This window comes from Salinarchaeum chitinilyticum (assembly GCF_055390775.1).
The window spans coordinates 2196555-2218198 of sequence record NZ_AP043888.1; the positions used below are offsets into that span (position 1 = coordinate 2196555).

23 protein-coding genes are annotated in these 21644 nt (G+C 68.1%); 13 read left to right on the forward strand and 10 right to left on the reverse strand.

Features of this window, described 5'->3' with window-relative positions; translation table 11 throughout:
- Positions 1-17 precede the first annotated feature (17 nt).
- Positions 18-269, reverse strand: a complete 252-nt coding sequence (locus ACZ5KP_RS10510) for an MTH865 family protein (protein ID WP_460921683.1) — start codon at positions 267-269, stop codon at positions 18-20.
- A gap of 112 nt (positions 270-381) precedes the next feature.
- Entirely contained in the window at positions 382-2712 is a 2331-nt protein-coding gene (locus tag ACZ5KP_RS10515; RefSeq protein ID WP_460921681.1) for a thioredoxin domain-containing protein, read from the reverse strand.
- Positions 2713-2799: 87 nt separating this feature from the next.
- On the opposite strand from ACZ5KP_RS10515, the gene ACZ5KP_RS10520 reads away from it, so the two are divergent.
- Positions 2800-3024 carry a hypothetical protein gene (locus ACZ5KP_RS10520; protein ID WP_460921679.1) on the forward strand — a complete coding sequence of 75 codons (225 nt, stop codon included), beginning with the start codon at positions 2800-2802 and terminating at the stop codon, positions 3022-3024.
- A gap of 77 nt (positions 3025-3101) precedes the next feature.
- Here the strand turns inward: ACZ5KP_RS10520 and ACZ5KP_RS10525 are convergent, their stop codons facing one another.
- Both ACZ5KP_RS10525 and ACZ5KP_RS10530 read right to left on the reverse strand, forming a co-directional pair.
- Positions 3102-3680: a hypothetical protein gene (locus ACZ5KP_RS10525; protein WP_460921677.1), complete on the reverse strand. Its 579-nt coding sequence runs from the start codon at positions 3678-3680 to the stop codon at positions 3102-3104.
- Between the two features lie 35 nt (positions 3681-3715).
- Entirely contained in the window at positions 3716-4426 is a 711-nt protein-coding gene (locus ACZ5KP_RS10530; protein WP_460921675.1) for an RAD55 family ATPase, read from the reverse strand.
- Positions 4427-4624: 198 nt separating this feature from the next.
- Between ACZ5KP_RS10530 and ACZ5KP_RS10535 the strand changes: the two genes are divergently transcribed.
- The 4 genes from ACZ5KP_RS10535 to glmU all read left to right on the forward strand — a co-directional run bounded on the left by ACZ5KP_RS10535 (position 4625) and on the right by glmU (position 8279).
- A complete protein-coding gene (locus ACZ5KP_RS10535; RefSeq protein WP_460921673.1) occupies positions 4625-4753 on the forward strand; it encodes a phosphohydrolase in 129 nt (42 codons plus the stop codon).
- 200 nt (positions 4754-4953) lie between these two features.
- Entirely contained in the window at positions 4954-5463 is a 510-nt protein-coding gene (locus ACZ5KP_RS10540; RefSeq protein ID WP_460923411.1) for a DUF367 family protein, read from the forward strand.
- Between the two features lie 98 nt (positions 5464-5561).
- Entirely contained in the window at positions 5562-6932 is a 1371-nt protein-coding gene (gene glmM, locus ACZ5KP_RS10545; protein WP_460921671.1) for a phosphoglucosamine mutase, read from the forward strand.
- 90 nt (positions 6933-7022) lie between these two features.
- Entirely contained in the window at positions 7023-8279 is a 1257-nt protein-coding gene (gene glmU, locus ACZ5KP_RS10550; RefSeq protein ID WP_460921669.1) for a bifunctional sugar-1-phosphate nucleotidylyltransferase/acetyltransferase, read from the forward strand.
- Between the two features lie 66 nt (positions 8280-8345).
- On the opposite strand, the gene ACZ5KP_RS10555 is transcribed toward glmU, so the two are convergent.
- Positions 8346-8648 (reverse strand): DUF433 domain-containing protein, encoded by a 303-nt coding sequence (locus ACZ5KP_RS10555; RefSeq protein WP_460921667.1) that lies wholly within the window; start codon positions 8646-8648, stop codon positions 8346-8348.
- Positions 8649-8750: 102 nt separating this feature from the next.
- On the opposite strand from ACZ5KP_RS10555, the gene ACZ5KP_RS10560 reads away from it, so the two are divergent.
- From ACZ5KP_RS10560 to glmS, 4 genes are all read left to right on the forward strand, one after another.
- On the forward strand, positions 8751-9089 hold the full coding sequence (locus tag ACZ5KP_RS10560) for a toxin-antitoxin system TumE family protein (protein ID WP_460921665.1): 339 nt from the start codon (positions 8751-8753) through the stop codon (positions 9087-9089).
- Between the two features lie 23 nt (positions 9090-9112).
- Positions 9113-9562 (forward strand): HVO_A0114 family putative DNA-binding protein, encoded by a 450-nt coding sequence (locus ACZ5KP_RS10565; protein ID WP_460921663.1) that lies wholly within the window; start codon positions 9113-9115, stop codon positions 9560-9562.
- Positions 9563-9731: 169 nt separating this feature from the next.
- Complete coding sequence (locus ACZ5KP_RS10570; RefSeq protein WP_460921661.1) at positions 9732-10940, forward strand: sugar phosphate nucleotidyltransferase; 1209 nt, start codon at positions 9732-9734, stop codon at positions 10938-10940.
- A gap of 1 nt (position 10941) precedes the next feature.
- Positions 10942-12753 (forward strand): glutamine--fructose-6-phosphate transaminase (isomerizing), encoded by a 1812-nt coding sequence (glmS, locus tag ACZ5KP_RS10575; RefSeq protein WP_460921659.1) that lies wholly within the window; start codon positions 10942-10944, stop codon positions 12751-12753.
- A 74-nt stretch (positions 12754-12827) separates the two neighbouring features.
- Here the strand turns inward: glmS and ACZ5KP_RS10580 are convergent, their stop codons facing one another.
- Positions 12828-13055 (reverse strand): DUF6199 family natural product biosynthesis protein, encoded by a 228-nt coding sequence (locus tag ACZ5KP_RS10580; protein WP_460921657.1) that lies wholly within the window; start codon positions 13053-13055, stop codon positions 12828-12830.
- Between the two features lie 190 nt (positions 13056-13245).
- On the opposite strand from ACZ5KP_RS10580, the gene ACZ5KP_RS10585 reads away from it, so the two are divergent.
- Positions 13246-13542, forward strand: coding sequence for a hypothetical protein (locus tag ACZ5KP_RS10585; protein ID WP_460921655.1), 297 nt, complete (start codon positions 13246-13248; stop codon positions 13540-13542).
- A gap of 68 nt (positions 13543-13610) precedes the next feature.
- Here the strand turns inward: ACZ5KP_RS10585 and ACZ5KP_RS10590 are convergent, their stop codons facing one another.
- Positions 13611-13739: a hypothetical protein gene (locus ACZ5KP_RS10590; protein ID WP_460921654.1), complete on the reverse strand. Its 129-nt coding sequence runs from the start codon at positions 13737-13739 to the stop codon at positions 13611-13613.
- A 177-nt stretch (positions 13740-13916) separates the two neighbouring features.
- On the opposite strand from ACZ5KP_RS10590, the gene ACZ5KP_RS10595 reads away from it, so the two are divergent.
- Positions 13917-15668, forward strand: coding sequence for a glycosyltransferase family 39 protein (locus tag ACZ5KP_RS10595; protein ID WP_460921652.1), 1752 nt, complete (start codon positions 13917-13919; stop codon positions 15666-15668).
- A gap of 3 nt (positions 15669-15671) precedes the next feature.
- Here the strand turns inward: ACZ5KP_RS10595 and ACZ5KP_RS10600 are convergent, their stop codons facing one another.
- From ACZ5KP_RS10600 to ACZ5KP_RS10610, 3 genes are all read right to left on the reverse strand, one after another.
- Positions 15672-17060 carry a sulfatase-like hydrolase/transferase gene (locus tag ACZ5KP_RS10600; protein WP_460921650.1) on the reverse strand — a complete coding sequence of 463 codons (1389 nt, stop codon included), beginning with the start codon at positions 17058-17060 and terminating at the stop codon, positions 15672-15674.
- Complete coding sequence (locus tag ACZ5KP_RS10605; protein WP_460921648.1) at positions 17050-18198, reverse strand: sulfatase-like hydrolase/transferase; 1149 nt, start codon at positions 18196-18198, stop codon at positions 17050-17052. The genes ACZ5KP_RS10600 and ACZ5KP_RS10605 overlap by 11 nt, the downstream gene beginning before the upstream one ends.
- A 213-nt stretch (positions 18199-18411) precedes the next feature.
- Positions 18412-19476, reverse strand: coding sequence for a DUF2304 family protein (locus ACZ5KP_RS10610; protein ID WP_460921646.1), 1065 nt, complete (start codon positions 19474-19476; stop codon positions 18412-18414).
- 170 nt (positions 19477-19646) lie between these two features.
- Here ACZ5KP_RS10610 and ACZ5KP_RS10615 point away from each other — a divergent pair, with 170 nt between their 5' ends.
- Both ACZ5KP_RS10615 and ACZ5KP_RS10620 read left to right on the forward strand, forming a co-directional pair.
- Complete coding sequence (locus ACZ5KP_RS10615; protein WP_460921644.1) at positions 19647-20513, forward strand: polysaccharide deacetylase family protein; 867 nt, start codon at positions 19647-19649, stop codon at positions 20511-20513.
- Positions 20510-21541: a lysylphosphatidylglycerol synthase transmembrane domain-containing protein gene (locus ACZ5KP_RS10620; protein ID WP_460921642.1), complete on the forward strand. Its 1032-nt coding sequence runs from the start codon at positions 20510-20512 to the stop codon at positions 21539-21541. The genes ACZ5KP_RS10615 and ACZ5KP_RS10620 overlap by 4 nt, the downstream gene beginning before the upstream one ends.
- The last annotated feature ends 103 nt before the right edge of the window (positions 21542-21644 follow it).

Genomic DNA, 21644 nt, shown 5'->3' on the forward strand with positions numbered 1-21644 from the left:
ACGACCGTCGGCTCGACCTAGATGAGGTCCTGGTCGTTCAGCTGGTCGATGACGTCGTCGACGAACGCCTCGACGTCGTCGTAGGGGAAGTCCCCGCCGCCGAGCTTGGTGTTGAGCTCCATCGCCGTCATCGAGAAGTCGCCCGACTCGAACGTCGTCGAGGGCCCCTCGGGCAGCGCGGGCACGAGGTCCATCGGACTCGAGATCGGGTAGTCTGCGCCTTCGAACGCCTCGATCATCTGCTCGCGGAGTTCGGCTTCGTCTGCCATGCTCACACGTAGCGAGTGCGGTGACAATAAACTTTGCTTTGATTGGAAGTTGACTCGGGGGCAAATGGTTCCTGGCGCCCTCCGGCCGAGAACGACGGACAGCGTGCGCCACTCAGCCGTCGAGCCACTCGTCGGCCTCGGCCGGATCCGTGAGCGGCCGCGAGCACGTGAAATCGCGGCAGACGTACGCCGTCGGGCTACCGGCTGCCTCCGCAGCATCGGCGTCCTGGGCCTCTCGTCCCGCCCAGATCGGCGGCGCTTCGTCGAGGTCGAGCCGGTCCAGCCAGTCCGCCAGCCCGTCTGCCGTCGCGGGTCGCGGTGCGAGCAGCCGTCGCGGGAGGTAGCGGTCGGCGAGCCAGGCTCCCCACGGCCCCGGGACGCCGACGCGTCCCGCAGACTCGTCGTCGCCAGCACTCGATCCGAGTCCCTCTATCGAGATCGTCACCTCCGTCGATCCGGCGCGGGCCCGCTCGGCCGCGAGCGCGAGGGAGGGATGCTCCAGCGGTCGCTTCTCCAGCCGGCTGGCGTGCGTGGCGAGGACGCGGCGGCCCACCCGGTCGAACCGATCGTCGGGTCGGAACGCGTCGAGGGCGAGCAGCAGGTCGGTCCCGACGGCGAGACTCGACGGCGTCGACTGGTCGCGGGGCTCCTGCGGGCGGGCGATCAGGTCCTCGCCACCGGCAGGCGTCGAGTAGAGCGTCGCGGCTCCTTCGTCGTAGAACTGCTCGACGATCCTCTCGCCGAGATCGAGCGCGAACGCGAGGGCGTCGACGTCGCCGGTGGCTTCATAGCACGCGAGCGCGCCGCGGCCGAGGAAGGCGTAGTCCTCGAGATAGCCCCGCCCCTGAACGTCGACCGCCGCCGACCCCGCCGAGCCGTCGGCGTCCTGTCCGTCGCCCATCGGCACGTATCGCCGCGCGAGGGACTCGCCGTCCCAGAGATTCGTCCGGACGGCCTCGAGCGCGTCACTCGCCCGCTCGGCGAGATCGTCGTCTTCGAGCACGATCGCGCCCGCCGCCAGCGCGCGGATCGCGAGCCCGTTCCAGCCCGCGATCACCTTGTCGTCCCGACGCGGGCGCGGGCGGTCCTCGCGAGCGGTGCGGAGCTGCTGTCGAGCGTCGTCGAGGCGCGCACGGATCGGCTCGGGATCGAGATCGTGCTCCCCCGCGAGCTCCTCGATCGAGGCGGCGATCGTGAGCACCGTCGCGCCCTCGAAGTTCCCGCGCTCAGTGATTCCGTAGCGGTCGCAGACGAGGTCGTCGAGCTCGGGATCCTCGAGCACGGCTCGGACTTCCGCCGGCGTCCAGACGTAGAACGCGCCCTCCTCCTGCTCGCCGGGCTCGCCGTCGTCGGTACGATCCGCGGGCACGGCGCTGCGCGCGTCGAGCGTGGCGGCGAAGGCGCCGTCCGGGTGGGCCAGCTCCCGGTCGAGAAAGTCGAACGTCTCCCTGGCCACGGTCGCGTAGCGATCGTGGCCGGTGAGCTGGTGGGCGGCGAGGAGGGCGCGCGGAAGCTCCGCGTTGTCGTAGAGCATCTTCTCGAAGTGGGGCACCGTCCAGTCACGGTCGGTGCAGTAGCGGTGGAACCCGCCGCCGACGTGGTCGTAGAGGCCGCCGTCCACCATCGCCGCGAGCGCTGCGTTCGCGACGGCGTGGAACTCGGAGTGCGATCCGGTGTCGCTATTCTCCTCGGTATCGTCGGTCCGATCCCCCGCGCCGGCGTCGAACAGCGCCTCGATCCGGGCGGGCTGGGGAAACTTCGGCCCCTGGCCCCAGCCGCCGTGCTCGCGGTCGGCGTTCCGGAGTGCGGCGCTGGCGGCGCGCTCCAGCGGGCTCGGCCCCTCGTCGTCCGCTCCGCCGGGAACCCCGTCGCTGTCGACGCCCGTTGCCGACGCCGTCGGCGTATCGTCGTCGGTGTGCTCCAGTTCGCCGCGAATTCGAGTAGTGATCGTCTCGGCGCGGTCCTCGAACTCGGCGCGCTCTTCGGGGTCCGCCCAGGAGTCGGCGACGTCGTCGAGCAGATCCAGGAAGCCGGGCATCCCCTGGCGGGCCTCCCTGGGAAAGTAGGTCCCGACGTAGAACGGCTCGCCCTCGGGCGTCAGCCACGCTGAGAGCGGCCAGCCGCCCCGTCCCGAGACCATCTGGCAAGCCGTCTGGTAGACAGAGTCGAGGTCGGGGCGCTCCTCGCGGTCGACCTTGATCGGGACGAAGTTCTCGTTGAGGGTCTCGGCGACGGCCGGATCCTCGAAGCTCTCCTCTTCCATCACGTGACACCAGTGGCAGGCGGCGTAGCCTACCGAGAGGAAGATCGGGACGTCGCGCTCGCGGGCGGCCGCGAGTGCGGCGTCGTCCCAGGGCTGCCAGTTGACGGGGTTGTCCGCGTGCTGCTGGAGGTAGGGGCTCGCCTCGGCGTCGAGACGGTTGCGATCAGTCGGTCCGCTCATGCCCGCGCTTGGGCTGTGCCGCCTAAAGCACCGGCGCTCCGGGCAGGTGAGCGCCACCGTGAAACGTCCGGCGACCCGAGAGAGCGTATGCGAGTGCAGACCAGACTCCGGCTCCTCCGGATCGCGGGGCTGGTCCTGACGGTGCCGATCGCGTTCCTGCTGTTCACCGTCGCGGTCTCCGTCGACGCCGGCGCGATCGTCGGTCTCCTAATCGTGTTCGTGCCGCTCGGGCTCTACGCTGCGGGAGTCGCGCTTCTCCTTCGCGGGCTCGGCGACCCGACGGACGGCGAGTCGCGGTCCGGAGCGGTCTGAGCACCGCACACGCAGCGCTGCGGGCGCTGAGCTTCCGATTCCATAGCGAACGACCAGAACGTGTGATCCGACGCGGATCAGCTGTCGCCGTCGCTGCCACTGCTGCTCCCGCTATCGGGATCGAGGATCTCCTCGAACTCGGCACGCTCCTCCTCGCTGGGCCCCTCCTCGTCATCGTCGCCGCCACCCGAGGGGCCAGAACTCCGTCGGCGCCGACGGCGGTGCTCGGGCTCCTCGGCGTCCTGCCTGCTGAGGAACTTCGGCCGGCCGACGGCCTCCCGGGAATCGTCGGGACGGCTGTCGAGGTCGTACCCGCCAAGCGCGCCCGGAAGGCCCTCTTTCTCGTGTGGTTCGGGGGCGTCGGGCCGGTCTGACGGGTCGAGCTGGGTCGTCTCCGCGACGACCTGCTCCCAGACGTCGTTGGGATCGTCGCCGGGCTCGGGATCGACGCGGTCGGCCTTGTCCCGGCCCTCGTGGTAGGCGAGCTCGACGAAGCTCCGGTCGTAGTTCGACTCGACCTCGTCGCTGATCCGGTCGAGTTCGCCGGGGTAGTGCTCCCCCATTCGCGCGTCGACGCCGAGTGCGAACGCGCGGCGGACGGCCTCTTCGCGGTCGTCGATCGACGTCCAGTCGGTGCCGAAGCGGTCTTCGTACATCTCAGGTGGGTCTCCCGGGCATGGAACTCACCGGATCAGTCACCGATGATCGCGTCGGGATCGACGCGCAGCCCGCGCTCGCTGAAGCGGGCGGCGTGGATGTTGCTGTCGATCTTGGTCCCGCGCATCTTGATGATCTGGACGCCCCGCTGCATGCCGCCCTCCTCCAGATAGTTGTGCATGAAGAACACGCCGTGGGCGAGGTAGTGCTCGTCGGAGTAGGAGGTCGGGTCGGTCATCTCCGAGATGACGAGCGCGGTCGCGTCCGCGCGCTTGAGCGCGGTGAGGAACTTGATGAAGTCGTCGAGGTCGTCGGAGAAGTAGTACTCGAGCAACATCGCGGAGTCGATGACCAGCCGATCGATCTCCTTGTTCTCGATGAAGGAGACGATCTGGTTGGTCATGTTCTCGACGTTGTCGGGGAAGTCCCCGCCGGACCGAGAGGAGGGAGCCAGCAGGCGCTTGGCCTCGCTCTCGAAGACGTTGAGGAACTTCACCCGGCCCGAGCCGACGGCCTTGTCGAATCCGAACTCGTAGTTGCCCATGTCCTCGACCAGCTCGTCTCGCGTCTCGTGGAGGGAGAGGAACAGCGACGTCTGCCCGTCGATGGCCCCCTTGGTGACGAACTGGGACGCGAACGTCGTCTTGCCGCTGCCAGGCGGACCGCTGACGATGTACAGCCGATCGGTCAGCAACCCGCCGTCGACGAGTTCGTCGAACCCGGGGACCCCTGTTGCCACGCGCATCATATGGGAGGGAGAGCGGACCGGACAAGAGTGTTCTGGCAGTCCGGACCGGGCTCCGGGTCCGGCGTCGTCCACCTGGACACCATCCGCTCCAGCGATCTGCCCCGCTGGGACCCCGGAAACGATCGTCCCCGAACCACCTTATTAACTCTATTACGAATTGCAGTAGTTTAATGCTCCTCCCCGACGTTTCCTCCGATGATGCCCGAGATCACGGTGTCAGACTCCCTGTACAGCCAGCTCGACCAGGCCGCCGAAGAGGACCTCGAGGCGGCACTCTGGGAGATGGTGTACCTCCACCGGCGCGGGAACGACCCCTCCGAGTAGCGCTTCGACCGGCGAGCGCCACCGACCCCCACACTGCAGACGCCCACACGATCGAGCCCGGCGCGGCCGCCCTACCCCGCGGCGCTTTTGGTATCGGCCCGAGTAGCCAGGACGTGGCCGACGATTCGCTCGACGATTCGCCAGGCGATCCACGGGACGCTTCCCCGTCTGCTCCAAGCGACGACCCAGCCCGCGAGCCACTGGCCCTGCACGCGCGATACGAGGGCGACGACGATCCCAAGAAGTGCACCGCCCGCCGGCTCGAACGCGAGGGCCACCTCACGCTCCACCGGAGCGACCGCGAGACGCCCTACGGCATCGTGTTGAACCCCCACGCCGAGCAGGCGCTCTCGCCGGCCGATCGGGCCGTCGGCAACCGGCTGATCGCGCTCGATTGCTCCTGGGAGACCGCCGAGGCCGCGCAGTTCTCGATCGCCGGCGAGCACCGTGCGCTCCCATTCCTCGTCGCGGCGAACCCCGTGAACTTCGGCAAGCCGTTCCAGCTGACGACGGCGGAGGCGCTTGCCGCCGGGCTCGCGATCCTGGGCGAGCGCGAGGCCGCGGAGGAGCTGCTCGCGGGCTTTTCCTGGGGCCAGGCGTTCATCGACATGAACGACGAGCCGCTACGGCGGTACGCTGCATGTGCCGACTCGGCCGACGTCGTGGCCGTGCAGGAGGAGTATCTCGCCGATCCCGACGAGGAGCCGTAGCGGCGCCTCGGTCGGGACGACGGGACCCAATGGACGCCGCCGACCAGCGGCCGCTCCCCTCCGGTGTTGCTTAGTACCCCTGCGCCGAACGCCCGGTCGTGTTCGGAACGAGCGGCGTCCGCGGGCCATTCGGCACGGACGTGACGGCAGATCTCGCGCTGTCGATCGGCCGCGCGGTCGCGGCCGACGGCGCCGACCGGATCGTGATCGGCCGGGATCCGCGAACGACGGGCGACCTCCTCGCGGACGCGGTCGCCGCGGGTGCCCGCGAGTGCGGCGCGGACGTGATCGACCTCGGCGTCGCTGCGACGCCGACGATCGCACGGAGCGTCGCGTGGCAGGACGCGGACGCCGGAATCGCGGTCACGGCCTCGCACAACCCGCCGGAGGACAACGGGATCAAGCTCTGGCAGCGCTCGGGACAGGCCTTCGACGAGGAGCGCCGCGAGCGGATCGCCGAGCGTGTCCGGGCGGACGACGCGACGGCGGCCGCGTGGGACGCGGTCGGCGAGCGATCGGCGTGGGACGGTGCGGCGGATCGCCACGTCGGTGCGATCGAGAGCGCCGTCACTGGGGGAGACTCCACGAGCTCGCTCTCGGATCTCGATGTCGTCGTCGACGTCGGTAACGGCGCGGGCGGGCTGACCGTCCAGGCGCTCCGCGCGCTCGGCTGTTCGGTGACCGCGCTGAACGAGCGGCCCGACGGTCACTTCCCGAGCCGTCCGAGCGAGCCGACCGCGGAGACGCTCTCGACGCTTCGCTCCGTCGTGGCGGCGACGGACGCCGATCTCGGCGTCGCCCACGACGGCGACGCGGATCGAACGATGGCCGTCGACGAGACCGGTGCGTTCGTCCGCGGCGACGCGCTCCTCGCGCTGTTCGCGGTGGACGCGGTGCGTCATTCGGCGCCCGTCGACGGCGATGCGGACCGCGAAAACCGCCGCGTCGCCGCACCGGTCAACACCAGCCTCGCCGTCGACGACGCGCTCGCGGCCGTCGGCGCCGAGGTCGTCCGGACGCGCGTCGGCGACGTGTTCGTCGCGGAACGAGCCAACGAACCGGACGTCGTCTTCGGCGGCGAGCCGAGCGGTGCGTGGATCTGGCCAGCGGAGACGTTGTGCCCGGACGGCCCGCTGGCGGCCTGCAACCTCGCAGCGATGGTCGCAGAGCGCGGCCCGCTTTCAGAGCTCGTCGGGCAGCTCGACGAGTATCCGATCCGTCGCGACAGCCGGGAGGTCGCCGAGAAGGGCGCGACGATGGACCGGATCCGGGCAGCTGCGACGGCGGAGTACGCCGACGTCGACGATATCGACGGCGTCCGGATTACGACCGACGACGGCTGGCTCCTCCTCCGGGCGAGTGGCACCCAGCCGCTGATCCGCCTGACCGCGGAGGCTCGTGAGCCCGATCGGGCGGACGACCTCCTCGAAACCGGCCACTCGCTGCTCGACGACGCGCTCGTGGAGTGAGTCGGCTCGATACGTCTGTCGGCGTGCGGAAATGGACGACCCGCACGCCGAGCCGAACCGTTTTACCTCGACACGCGAAAACCCACAGCCATGGACGCCGTGATCGTCGCCGCGGGCAAGGGAACCCGAATGCGCCCGCTGACCGACGAGCGACCGAAGCCGCTCCTGCCCGTCGGCACGACGACGCTACTCGAGCGGACGATGGCACAGTGTGCACCCCACGTCGAGCGATTCGTGCTGGTCGTGGGCTACCGCGGCGAGCAGATCCGCGAGGCGATCGGCGAGTCCTTCGAGGGCGCGCCGGTCGAGTACGTCGAACAGCGCGAGCGGCTGGGAACCGCCCACGCCGTCGGGTGCGTCGCCGACGTCGTCGACGATCGGTTCGTCGTCTGTAACGGCGACCTCGTGCTCGACGACTCGCTGTTCGAGGCGCTCGCGGCGACCGACGGCCACGCGCTCACGGTGACGACCGTGCCGAATCCGACGGAGTACGGCGTCGTCGACGTCGCGGGTGGCGACGGCATCGCTGGGTCCGGGGCGGACGACAGCCTCCCCCGCGTCACGGGGATCGTCGAGAAACCCGACGACCCGCCCTCGGACCTCGGGAACGTCGGCGTCTACGCCTTCGAGCCATCGATTTTCGACGCGATCGACCGGACGACGAAGAGCCCCCGCGGCGAGTACGAGATCACTGACTCCATCGAGCTCCTTCTCGAGGACGGCGCCGAGATCACCGCCGTCGAGTACGACGGCACGTGGCTCGACGTCGGGCGGCCCTGGGACCTCCTCACGGCGAACGAGGCGGTGCTGGGGGAGCTGGATGGCGACGACGCTTCCGAGCAGATGATCGAAGGCACTGTCGAGGACGGCGCTCACCTGTACGGCGCGGTCGTTGTCGAGGATGGTGCTCGCGTGCGTTCCGGTACGTACGTCGAGGGCCCGGTGGTGATCCGCTCCGGTGCCGACGTCGGGCCGAACGCCTACGTTCGCGGTGCGACCGTCCTGGGTCCGGACGTGCGCGTGGGCAACGCCGTCGAGGTCAAGAACTCCGTCCTGATGGCGGGTGCACACGCCGCCCACCTCTCCTACGTCGGCGACTCCGTGCTCGGTCGCGACGTAAACTTCGGCGCCGGGACCGTCGTCGCCAACCTCCGGCACGACGACGCGAACGTCCGGATGCGCGTGAAGGGCGAGGCGGTCGACACCGGTCGCCGGAAGCTCGGGGTAGTGCTCGGCGACGGCGCGAAGACCGGGATCGACACGAGCCTGAACGCCGGAGTCGTGCTCGGGACGGGAGCAGCGACGGAGCCCGGCGAGTCCGTGCGGCGGGATCGCGGCCGGGAGTGAGTTCAGTCGCGATATACTGGCTCACCGTTGCTCATTGATCGGTCGTACGTGCCGATATCGCTAGAACTAGTCGTCCGGTGTGACGCGGCGACCCGGGAGATCCGGGTCGCGCTCCTCGATGGCACGGATCTCCTCGCCGTTGTGAAACGCGTACGCCAGCGCGGCGTGGACTTCGGCGACCGAAATGTCGAGCCCGCCGGCGATAGAACTGGGGTCTTCGTCGCCATCGACGTAGCGCTGGTAGACGTGAAAGACGCCGATTCGCGTCCCGTCGATGCGTGGGTCGCCGCCGAGAACACCCTCGGTCTTGACGATTCGTGGCACGTCGACGTCTGAGGGCGTCCCGGAGCCCGATCCGGAAGTCGCCATAGGCAATCGTGGTTCGTCTCGGCATATAAGGTTGCGCCGGACGCTCAGGGGTTCCCTCGACCAGCACGCTTATTGCATTGGTCTGCGTACCAATGGTAGAGGATGGCCTCGGTGACCGGTGACGACCTGGATGGCGTGAGTGAGGGGAGAAAGTACCCCGATGGGACCGTCGTCCGCGTGTTCTGCATGCGGACAGATCGTGAGGCGTACCCGTCTGAATGGGCCTACAAACTCCACTATGGTGACACTGAGCCGGATCCGCCCCGCACACTCGAGGACGGCACGATTCGACGATACGACAACTCACACGAGGACACCAAAGGGCACGAACTCCACGTCGCACCGGATCCCGAACCAACCAACGTTACGTTCCCCGGAATGGTCGAACTCTGGGAACGGTTCTGGAGCGAAATTCCGAAATTGGAATTCGAGGTCAACTGAAGCCACCCCACCACGGTGATACCATGACTGATTCAACGCCACCGCTGCACCCGATGGAGCGTGAACAGCTCCGGGGCGAATCCACCCTCGTCGTAACCGTCACCAGTTCTAGTGAATTTTACGACGACGTACTCACTGGCATCGAGGATCTCGAACGTGGCAACGAGGCCGATTCCACGCCGACGCTCTCGTTTACTAGCTACGATGACCTCATGGAGACGCTGACGCCACGCGTCCTCGATCTCATCGAAGCTATCCGGCGAGAGGAACCATCCAGTATCAACGAGACAGCACGGGTCGTCGATAGAGACGTCAAGAACGTCCACGAGGAACTCAGTCGACTCGCCCAGCTAGGCATCATCTTCTTCGAGGAGGACGGCCAGAGCAAGCGCCCTGTCGTCTGGTTCGACGAACTGGTCATTAACCTCCCGTTCGATCCGGATGCTGGCGACACGGCGACCTCCGCACCATAAACAACGGTTGTCGTCTCGACGCATCTTTCTGCGGGACCGACCGAATGGCTGGATAATCTGCACGTACCGAGGCCGAGCCCACTCTTCTGAGCTGGGTGTGAGCGACAGCAGCCCCGAACGGCCACCGGCCGACGGTGTATTCAAGTGTGCGCCAGCGATACGAAGTCACATGACAGACGCGACGACGGCGGTGATCCTCGCGGCGGGCGAGGGCCGCCGGCTGGAGCCGCTGACGAACCGTCGGCCGAAGCCGATGCTTCCGATCGCGGACCGGCCGCTGCTGGAGTACGTGCTGGAGGCAGTCGCGGACGCGGGCATCGACCACGTGGTCTTCGTGGTCGGTTACGAGCGCGACCGCATCCAGACGCACTTCGGGGACGGCGACGACTGGGGCGTCGAGATCAGCTACGCCGTCCAGGAGACTCAGCTCGGCACCGGCCACGCCGTCCTCCAGGCAGAGGATCTGGTCGAGGGACCGTTCCTCGTACTCAACGGCGACCGGATCATCGAGCCCACGGCGGTCGAGTCCGTTCGCGAGACGTTGGCGAACGACGCGGTGCTCGACGAGACGTCCCCCGAGGCTGCTGGGAACGACTTCGCGATGGCAGTCACGCGCTCGCCGACGCCCGCCGACTACGGCGTCGTCACCGTCGAAGGCGATCGCGTCGTCGACCTCGTCGAGAAGCCCGAGCACGAGCCGCCCTCGGAGCTGATCAACGCTGGCGTCTACGGGTTCACGCCGGCCGTGTTCGACGCCATCCGGGCGACGCCGACCGGGGCCGACGGCGAGCAGTCGATCACGGCGGCGATCGCGGACTCCATCGCGGAGGGTGCGGTCAGTGCTGTCCGCTACGACGGGCTCTGGCTCGACGTCTCTCACCTCTGGGACCTCCTCTCGGTGACCGGCCGGATGCTCGACCGGTCGGGCGGGGCGGTCGACGGCCCCGTCGCGGAGAGCGCGACGGTTTCGGACGCCACACATCTGGCAATTGGTGCGCGCGTCGGTCCGAACGCGACGCTCGGCAGAGGGACGGCAGTCGCCGACAATGCCAGCGTCGGCGCCAACGCCGTCGTCGAGCGCTCGGTGGTCTTCCCGGACGCGACGATCGGCCCTGGCGCCGTCGTCCGGGACTGCGTCGTCGGCGCGAACGCGACCGTGGGCGCGAACGCGACGGTTCCAGGTGGCGAGGCGACGGTGATCGTCGAGGGGAGCGTCCACGAGGACGTCCGCCTGGGCGGCGTCGTCGGCGACAACGCGAGCGTCGGCGGCGGTGCCGTGCTGGCGCCCGGCGCAGTCCTCCACGACGAGGTCGACGTGGCTCCTGGTGCGAGCGTCAGCGGGACGGTCGAGCAGGGCACGCAGATCCGGAGGGGGTAGCATGTGTGGGATCGTCGGCTACAACGGCCCACGGCAGGCCCTCCCGATCGTCACCGAGGGGCTCGAGAACCTGGAGTACCGGGGTTACGACTCCGCGGGCGTTGCGCTCTCGAATGGATCGGTGGACGTCTACAAGCGCTCCGGCGAGGTCTCGGCGTTGCTGGCCGCGCTGCCGGAGTCCGCCGAGCACCGACTGGGGATCGGCCACACGCGCTGGTCGACACACGGCCCGCCAACGGACGCCAACGCGCATCCCCACACCGACTGCACCGGCGACGTGGCGGTCGTCCACAACGGGATCGTCGAGAACTACGACGAGCTGAAAGCCGAGCTGGAGGCTGCAGGCCACGAGTTCACGAGCGAGACGGACACCGAGGTCGTCCCGCACCTGATCGAGACGGCGCTGGCCGACGGGAAGTCCCCGCAGGACGCCGTCCAGTGGGCGGTCGGCAGGCTCGAGGGAAGCTTCGCGGTCGTCGTGACGATGGCCGGCGTCGACGCGCTGTTCGCGACCCGGCAGGACAGCCCGCTCGTCGTGGGACACGGCGACGGCGAGGCGTTCGTCGCGAGCGACGTGACCGCGTTTCTCGAACACACTCGGGAGGTGACCTACCTCGAGGACGGTGACCTGGCGATTCTGGATCCGGATGGCGTGACGATCGAGCGGGATGGCGAGCGGATCAAGCCCGAGCGCGAGACGCTCGAGTGGGAGGCCGACGCCGCGGAGAAGGGCGGCTACGAGCACTACATGCTCAAGGAGATCCACGAGCAACCCACGGCGCTCCGGCAAGCGCTCTCCGGCCGGATCGACCCCGACGCGGGCACCGTCGATCTCGACCTCGACCTGCCCGCCGAGTACGTCGGCTCGCTCGAGGAGGTGCAGTTCGTCGCCGCCGGTACCTCGAACTACGCGGCGCGCTACGCCGCGGAGCTGGTCGAGGAACTCGCCGACGTCCGGGCGACCGTCGAGATCGCCAGCGAGTACGAGTTCGACGGCGGCCGGGATCCCTGGCGGACGCTCGTCGTCGCGGTGACCCAGAGCGGCGAGACCGCGGACACGCTCGCGGCGATCCGGAAGGCGAGCCGAGCGGGCGCGCGGACGCTCGCGGTGACGAACACGCTGGGCAGTACCGTAACCCGCGAGGTCGACGACAGCCTGTTCATCCGTGCCGGGCCCGAGATCGGCGTCGCCGCGACCAAGACGTTCTGCTCGCAGGTCGCGACGATGACGATGCTCTCGGTGGCGCTGGGCCGCCAGCGCGGAACGCTCTCGTCCGACCGTGCGAGCGAAATTCTGTCCTCGCTACGCGGGCTTCCTGGCGCCATCCAGCAGGTGCTCGACCGGGCCGACGCCGTCGAGGAGGTCGCGCTGGAGCTCGCGGATTCGGATGCGTTCTTCTTCGTCGGGCGGTGGCTCGGCCACCCCGTCGCGCTGGAGGGCGCCCTGAAGCTCAAGGAGATCTCCTACGACCACGCGGAGGGGTTCGCCGCGGGCGAGCTGAAACACGGACCGCTCGCACTCGTGACGCCGGAGACGCCGGTGCTCGCGGTGCTGACCGAAGGATCGCGGCCGACGGAGACGCTGAACAACGTGAAGGAGGCGCAGGCGCGCGAAGCGCCGGTGGTCGGCGCGTCGTCGGGTGACGGGGCGGGCCAGTACCTCGACGTCGAGTGGCCGGTGCCCGACGCCGGACTGCTGGAGCCGCTGATCACGAACGTCTACTGGCAGCTGTTCGCGTACTACGTGGCCGACTCGAAGGGGCGATCGATCGACAAGCCGCGGAACCTCGCGAAGAGCGTGACGGTGGAGTAGGGAGTGCAGGTTTCGAAATCCAGCCGTCGCGGTTCATTGTGCAACAGTCGATTGGTAAGCGGACGGGTACACCGTCAGAACAAAAAGAGTAGTGCCGATATCGCTCCGGCAATGGAGAGGCCGATTCCAAATACTCGCGTCAGTTTGACCTTCCAGTCTGCTGGCTGAACTCTCCCGGCTGGTTTCCGCCCAATCGCGTCGAGGACCTCCTCCCAGCGAGCCAGCTTTCTCGGCCATATCGCCAGCGGAGGGCCAAAGAGAATCCCCACCACAGCAACAGTCAGTAGCTGTGTCTCGGACATGATCACAGCCGTCCGCGTCTGCTCTTACGTATTTTTCGACTCTGCCGACACAAATCCAGTACGTCCGCAGCAGTCGAAGAACTGCTTGCTACCGGTAGACCAGAGACGCATTTGGACCGAAGAACTATCAATTCCGCGTTAAAATTCTTCCTTGATGAGACACTCCAATCTCATGAATGGAACTCATTCGGTGGGACTCACGATCGTCGCTGCGTACTCTCTTCTTATCGGTATCGGCGCGCTCATCTCAGCTACCCAGGGGTCGTTGTTTCACGCGATACTCGTACCTATCTCGCTCGCAGCCGCATACGGCCTCTGGACGAACTCTCTCTGGGGATTGGGAGCTGCAATGCTCCTGTTCATTATCGAGTCGGTTCGGAGCGGATTGATGGCGTTGAACGGCGACAGTGGCGCTATAGTTACAGCTGTGCTTTCCGTTCTTCTCCTGCTCTTTCTGTACCGCGAACGGACTTCGTTCCAACACTGAGCGCGTTCGCTTCTCGACGAATCGAAAAACCACCGAGAGCAGAATTCGGATCGAATTGCCGGAGACTGCTAGTCGTCCGCAGCGGCGCGTCGCTCGGAGAGATGCTCCCAGATCTCCGTGCAGCCGGCACCCGCTTCGACGTCCGCGAGGTGGTCGTCGTCGGAGGGCTCCTCGCGGTCGGGATCCGAGTTACTCATTGTATGAGTCACTCATATTTGGCAGTCGTAATAAGTCCTGTGGGTGTCGCTGGAGATCGCGTTACCCCTGCACCGAATCGGCGGCGTGATCGCACGCAGCGACGCGTTCGCGGCCGATCCCCCGAGGCGGGCCGAATCGAACTGTTGAAACGCCTGTGGAGATTCGGCTCGGGGTAGATGAATCGCGATCGGATCCGCCGCGCGATCCGGGCGAACCCCTGGCTCGCGGGCGTGCTCGTCGTCGCCGCTGTCCTCCTCTATTTCGGTATCTGGCGCGTCGAGCCCTACCAGTTCATCCCCGACGAGATCGCGGCGACGACCCAGCCGCTGACGATCGCCCAGGAACCCTACGGAATGAACGAGTTCAAGAAGGGCGGGAATCTCCACATCTGGCTGCTCGTCCTCGCCTACCTCGTCGTGTTGATCCCGCTTGGCACCTACTGGTTCCTGACCGGACAGGTCGAGGCGGTGCTCGACGAGGCCCAGCGCGTCTCCCAGTACACTGCCGGCGGCCAGTGGGCCGCGGCCAACCAGCAACTCCTCGACACCTACCACCTGCTCGTGACCACGGGCCGCTTCGTCTCTGCGACGGCCGGACTGCTGACCGTGCTCGGCGTCGCATTGCTCGCACGTCGGCTTGGCGGGCGACCCGCTGGCGTCCTCGCGGGTGCGACGCTGTCGGTCAGTCTCGGGTTCGTGCTGACGGCGAAGTACGCGACGGAGGACGTGGTCGTCGCCTGTTTCGTCGTCTGGAGCTTCCTCCTGCTGGCGTATCACTACGACACCGGCGAGGACCGCTACCTGCTCTACGGCGCGGCGGCGACCGGGCTCGCGATCTCGACGAAGGCGACCGCGGGCGTGCTCGTGTTCGTGGTCGCGATCCTCGCCTTCCGGCGGTACGAGCCCGAAGAGTTGCTGACTCGCGACGCGATCCGCGATCTCATCCGGTATCCGGCGCTCGCCATCGCGACGTACGTGGCGACGACGCCATCCCTGCTCGTCCGCCCCGACCGCTACGCCGCGGAGATCGGCCGCTACTTCGTCGTCAAGTCCGGCGGTGCGACCTTCTACGCCGCCAACGAGCCGGGCTGGATCGCCCACCTCGGCCACCTCGTGACCGCGCTCGGCGTGCCGCTGCTGGCGCTGTCGATCCTGGCCGTCGTCGGGGTCGCCGTACTCGCGCTGACGGATCGGATCAGCCCCTTCGCGCTCTACCCACTCGGGTTCGCGGTCGCCTTCTATCTCGTCGACTCGTTCACCTCGAGTACGCAGTACAACCGCATCTTGCTGATCGTGCCGCTGCTCGCCCTCTTCGTCGGCCTCGTCGGCGGGTGGGCGATCGACGCCGAGCGGCCCAGCGGGCTGCGACGGGTCGCTGGCCCCGTGCTGGCGGTCGTCCTCCTGCTCTCCCTGTTCTACACCGCCAGCGGCGCGGTCGCCTGGAGCACCTCCCGCGGCGAGGCGTCGGAGTGGACGCACGCGAACATCGAGGACGGCGATCGGGTCACGCTGCTCACCAAGCCGACCTACCTGCCCTCGATCCCCGACGGCGCGAACGTGACGCAAGCCTCGATCGATCCACTCTACGACAGACACACGGCCGAACGGAAGGAGCGGGTCCTCGAGCGCGTTCGCTGCCACCGGACCGATTTCCTCGTGCTCTCGAGTTTCCACTACGAGCGCTACTTCGAGGACCCAGTGGTCTCGCCGAACCGCACCGCGTTCTACCGCTCGCTGCTAGACGGTGACGCGGGCTACGAGGTCGTCACCGACTTCGGCCCGAGCGATCCGAACCTCGAACGCGACGCCGACGCGAACTTCGAACGCGCACTCGCGCTCGAACCGCCCTCCCGGAACGAGAACAACCCACGAATCGTCGTAATGAAGCCCACGGTCCCCGCCGGCGAGGGCGAGCATTGCGCGGCGTAATCCTCACTTGTACCCCAGATCCTCGAGCAGGTCGTCGATCTCGAGGCGCTCGCCCTCGGTGAGCTCCGGCGTGGGGAACTTCTCGCGGTAGGCCTCGATCTCGTCCTCGGCGTCAGCGAGTGGGTGATGTTCGAGCGGATCGGCCTCCAGGTCGTAAAACTCCGGCTCCCAGTCGCGGTCGGGGTAGACGACGAGCTTCTTGCCGTCCGCGCGGATCGCCCGCGCCCAGCTCTCGCGTTTCAGCAGCGAGGCACCGCAAGCGCGCATGTATGCGTCGCGCTCGCCGACGTTCTCGGGTGGTAGCAGCGTCTCGCCGTCGACGTCGGCGTCGCCGTCGTCGTCGGTCGGCTCCTCGTCCGCTGCCGGCTCGTCGCCTCCTCGTTCGAGCACGTCCACGAGCGTCGGGAACACGTCGACTTGCCGGACCTGCGCGTCGACGCTGGCCGTCGGAACGCCGGGGCCGTGGAGGACGAAGGGCACGTTCGCGACGTGGTCGGCGACGTTCTCGCCGTGGCGGTCGTCGAGGAAGCGGTCCGGAACGTGGCTCGGCCACCGGTCTTCGACGAACCGGTCGATCCGGCGCTCGATCCCGCGGGTGTCCAGCCCCAGGTAGTACCGGAGGCCGGTCCGGGCGTACTTGCCGAGCTTGTGGACGGGGTTGTGGATCCAGGTGATGGACTCGCCGTGGTCACCGTGGAGGGCGATCACGGTGTCCTCAGGCAGCCGGTCGCAGACCCGCTCGAGCGAGCGATCGAGCGCGGAGAGCGTCCGGGCGTAGGGCGTCTCGCCGTAGGCGGGGTCGTCGAACGCGGGCGGCACGTCGATGGGCTTGTGAATCGCCCAGAGGTGGAGATAACAGAAGAACGGGTCGTCGCCCTCGGCGAGCGCCTCGATTCTTTCGGTGGCCGTTGCCTCCCACTCGCCGGTCAGTTTCTCCCGCCGATCGCGGAAACGGTACTCGTCGAACCCGCGATCGAGATCGGTGTCTTCGACGAGCGGGCCCGTCACCATCGCGGTGGTGTCGTAGCCCGCCGCCGAGAACCGTTCCGCGAGCGTCCCGACGTCCTCGCGCAGCCGTCCCTCGTCGAGGGAGTGGACGCCGTTGCCCTCGGAGTAGCGGCCGGTCATGAAGCTCGCGACGGCTGGCGTGGTCGTCGTCGCGGTCGCGAACATCGAACCGTAGTCGGTGCCCTCCGTGACGAGCCGGTCGATGAACGGCGTGTCGGCGTGGTCGCTCCCGACGAAGTCCGCGCGGAGGCAGTCGATGCAGACGAAGAGGACGTCCGGCGCGTCGGGCGGTGCCGGGTCGGTCGGCGCAGTATCAGTCACGGCATCGCGTTCGTTCGCCGTATCGCCCTCGCGGCCACCACCCGCCGCATCCTCACCCGGCATCGGTGTAGCCCAGCTCCTGCAGACGCTGTTCGACCGATTCGTCGACGTCGGCGCGACCAACGGCGGCCTCCTCGCCGGCCTCTTCGAAGGAGACGTCGGCGTCGGCGGCGATCAGCGTGCTCTCCCGATCCCGCACGGCGACCGTCGCGTCCTCGTGCCACGGCGCGACGGTCACGGCCCGCTCGGTGCTCGTCTCTCGGAGATCGTTCCCGCGCCAGACGTCGGGTGCCTCCGCGCCGACGGCGCCGGCGATCGTCGGGCCGAGGTCGAGCAGGCTCCCGCGATCGGCGGCGAGGTCGAGCCCGTCGATCGCGAGTGGCACCTGGACGATCGGATCGGGAACCCGGCGGCGGTACCCCTGGTGGTAGTAGTAGCCCGCTTCGCCGAGTTCGTCGCCGTGGTCGGACGTGACCGCGAAGATCGGATCCTCAGCGTCGATCTCCTCGTAGAGTCGCTCGATCCGCTCGTCCGTCCGGCCGAGGGACTCCCGGTAGGTGTCCAGGAGCTCCTCGTGTTCGGCGTCGGTGAGTTCGGGATCGGGGAGGATCGAGTCCCGCCCGCTCGCCTCGGCCTTGCGGTCGATCTCGACGGGGAGCGCGTCGTCGCCGCGGCCGTAGGGCCGGTGGCTGTCCATGAGGTGGACCCACAGGAAGCGCGGCCCCTCGGCGTCGTTGAACGTCTGGATAGCGTGGTCGATCACGTCGTCGTCCGGCGGGAGCCCCGAGAGAACGGCTTCCATCGGGAAGAACCGGTGGTAGACCGCGCGGACGATCTCGAACTGGCCGAGATACTCTCTGAGCGAGCTCCGGCGGTTCTCCACCGCGTTCCCGCCGCCGTCCATGAAGTTCTCGTACTCGTCGAACCCGGCGTCGAAGTCGAAGGCCGGGTCGGCCTGGGCGGTCGCGGCGGCGCCGAGGCAGCTGTAGCCGGCATCGTCGAGCACCTCCGCGATGGTCGGCGATACGGCCTTCGAGCGCACCGATCCGGCGAGGCGCGCCGAGTGCAAGCCGCCGAGGCTCGGTCGGGTGTAGTGACCGGCGGTGACGCCGAGGATCGGGTCGAGGGAGTCGACGAACGCCATCTCGTCGACGAAATCGTGCCGGACGGAGTCGGCGGTGACGAGGACGACGTCTCTCATGGGTCCCTCGGCGTCGTCGATTCCGTCGTGATGGGACCCGCCGACGGTCGTCGATCGGTGCGGTGTGCGATCATGGCGATTGTTCGAATGACGGTCGGTCTTGTCTGAACGGCGATCGGTGATGCTCGAACGGCGATCGGTCGATATCCGGGCGTGAGCGCCCGGGTGGCATCATAGTTGTGAAAGCGAGCCCTCGCCACAGTCGTCGCGGTCTCACCGGACGACGGTCACGAGGATGGTTCGCGTCAATCCCATCGCGTAGCCGAGCTTCGGCTTCTTCGTCTCGCCGGCCTCTCGGCTCCGGACCGTGATCGGCACCTCCTCGATGCGCAGCCCGTTCTTGCGGGCCTCGATGATGAGCTCCGGGGCGCTGAAGCGCTCTTCCGTGAGCGTGAGTTCGTCGAGGCGGTCGCCACGAATCGCACGGAATCCGTTCGTGCAGTCGGTGATGTCCGCCTTCGAGACGGCGTTGATGAACGCCGTGAACGCGCGGATCCCGGCCTGCCGCGTCGAGCTGTTCCCGGAGTCGTCCTCGCCGAGATACCGGGAGCCGAGGACGTAGTCCGCGCGATCCTCGACGATCGGCGCGACGAGCGCGGGGAGGTCCTCGGCGCGGTGTTGCCCGTCGGCGTCCATCGTGACGACGACGTCGGCGCCGTGTTGCTGGGCGATCGCGAAGCCGGTCTTGAGCGCGCCGCCCTGGCCCTGATTGATCGGATGTTCGGTGACGATCGCGTCGGCGTTCGCCGCGACGTCACGGGTGTCGTCGTCGGAGCCGTCGGAGACGACGATCGCCTCGACGCGGTGGTCCAGCACCCGCCCGGGGAGTGACTCGACCACGCCGCGGACGCTGTCGGCCTCGTTGTAGGCCGGGATCACGACGCCGACCGTCGGCTCGTCGTGCTCGGGGCCCTCGACCTTCCGGATCGCGAGCTGTCGGGTCAGCTCGCCGACGGCGAGCTGGTTGTCCCGGATCATCGCGAGCGCGTAGAGCAACAGGAAGGCGAAGGCGGTGTTCGCGAGCAGCGAGACGACCAGCGAGCGCCGTTCGACGTTGAGCACGCCGCCGATCGCGCCGAACACGCCGGGGAGGACGCCGACGGTCAGGATGCCGAGCGAGATCGCGGTTGCGACGGCTAGCTCCGTACGGGAGAAGTTCGTCCGGTAGCGTTCGAACCCCCACGCGAAGACGATCACCGCCACGGCGACCAGGAACAGCTGGAGTACGGTGTTCCCGAGGCCGGGGATCGCAACCGCCGGGAGCGACGATACGGACACGGGTATCACCGAAGTAACGACGCTCCCGCGAGTTAGTCGTTACGAAACGCTGAATAGGAGGCTCCTATCCGAGCCCGATCGCCCACCTGTCTTGCGAATTCGGCTGCCACCAGCCGTCTCGTGGGTGTCAACAGACCCAAGTACGCGTCACTGATCCTCACAGGTAGACGATGGTGCGAGGCAGGGCTGCCCTGACCGTCGACCTCGAGACCTTCCAGCAGCTGCCGGCCTACCGCAGCGCCAAAGGGACCACCGATCGCGAGGATCTCGGAATCGAGCAGGTCGAGCCTCTCCTCGACCTGTTCGACGAGTACAACGCGACTTGCACGTTCTTCACCGTCTCCAGCGTCGCCGAGGACCACCCCGATCTGCTCGCCGAGGTCGCCGACCGAGGACACGAGATCGCCTCGCACACTCACTCACACCGCCACCTGCCCGAGCTCGATCCCGACGAGCGCCGCGCGGAGATCGTCGACTCCCGGGCGACGCTCGAACGTGCGGCTGGAACCGACGTCGTCGGCTTCCGTGCGCCCTCCTTCCAGCGGAGCGACGACTACCTCGATCTGCTCGCCGACGCGGGCTACGCGTACGACTCGAGCGTCGTCGCCGCCCGCTCGATCGGGTGGTACGGCGGCGGCCCGCAGCTGCAGGATCCCTGCGACGCGACGGCGGTCCGGTCTGACGCTCCCGCCGCCCTGCGCGAGCTTCCGGTGTCCGTGATGCCGGGGCTTCGCCTCCCACTGACGGGCGCGTGGCTGCGGCTCTTCGGGATCCACTACGCGCTCGCGGGAATACGCCTCCAGGCGCGACGCGGCCGTGCGCCCGTACTCTACGTCCATCCGTGGGAGCTCGCCGACTTGCCGTCGGTGGAGGGCGTCCCGCGGCGCGTGACCGTTCGGACGGGCGAGTGGACCTGGCGGGCGCTTGAGCGCATCCTCGACCAGCCCTTCGAGTTCGTGACGGCACGCACGCTCGCGACCGAGGCGCCGGTCGGGTCGAGCACGTCCCGGACTCCCGATACGGAGGGCCGAACGTGAACCGACAGCGCCTGCTGACGGCGGCGAAGTTCCTCGTCGGCGTCGCGCTGCTGGGCTGGGTGCTCTCGAGCGTCGACTGGTCCGCACTCCAGGACAATCTCGTGCGAGTGGACGCGTGGGTCCTGCTCGCGATCCTCGCCGTCACCGCTCTCGAGTTCGGGACGCGCTTTGCGATGTGGCACGCACTCCTTCGCAACGTCGGCCAGCACTCGACGCGTACCGTCGCGGAGGTCGACCTCAGCATCAAATTTATCAACCACGTGGTGCCCTCGAAAGCCGCCGGCCACGCCGTCGCGCCGCTCGTTCTCCGGCACTTCGCGGATCTGGAGTGGAGCGACGCCGTCGCCATCGCGGGCTCGAACACGGCGCTCTACAGCCTCTGCTACGGGCTGGTGGCGATCGTCGGCCTCGCCGTCTTCGCGTTCGAACTCCCGCTGTGGCTACTCGTCGGCATCGCCGCCTCGACTGGGCTGTACCTACTCGCGACGGTCGCGATCTGGCTCACGGGCTTCGGCGTGGGCAGGCGGTACGGCCAGCGGCTCCTCGCGATCGGTGCGTCCGTCCCGGTCGTCGGTTCATTCGTCGCCCGCGCCGGGGGTGCGCTGCCAGCGATTGCTGGCCCGGCACGCGAGACGTTTCAAGCGACCGTCACCGATCCCCGGAGCGTGATCGAGTACGCGCTCGCGATGGCGGGCACGGTTGCCGTGTTTCCGGCGATTCGGGTGGGACTCCTGCTGTCTGCCTTCGGCGAGCCGTTCGAACCCGCCCTCGTCCTGCCGATCGCGCTCGTCGCCGCATACAGCCTGACGATCATGCCGATCACGCCGGGCGGGGTCGGCGTCGCCGAGTTCTCCGCGCTGTACGTGTTCGTCGCGCTCGGGGTCCCCGAGGCCGCGATCGTCTCGGCGATCCTGATCGACCGGTTCCTCGGGGTCTACCTCCCCGCGTTCGTGGGGTGGCTGCCGATGATGAACGTGGACCTCGGTCGGCTGTTGCAGGGGGAGTCCGCAGGTGGCGATAGGTCGTAGCCCGGTCGCAAACCGTCGCTTTCGTCGCTGTAGTACCCGTGGATCGGTGTCCGTCGACGATCAGAAGCGAAACGGTATTTCCTCACGGACCGGAACCCGAGTC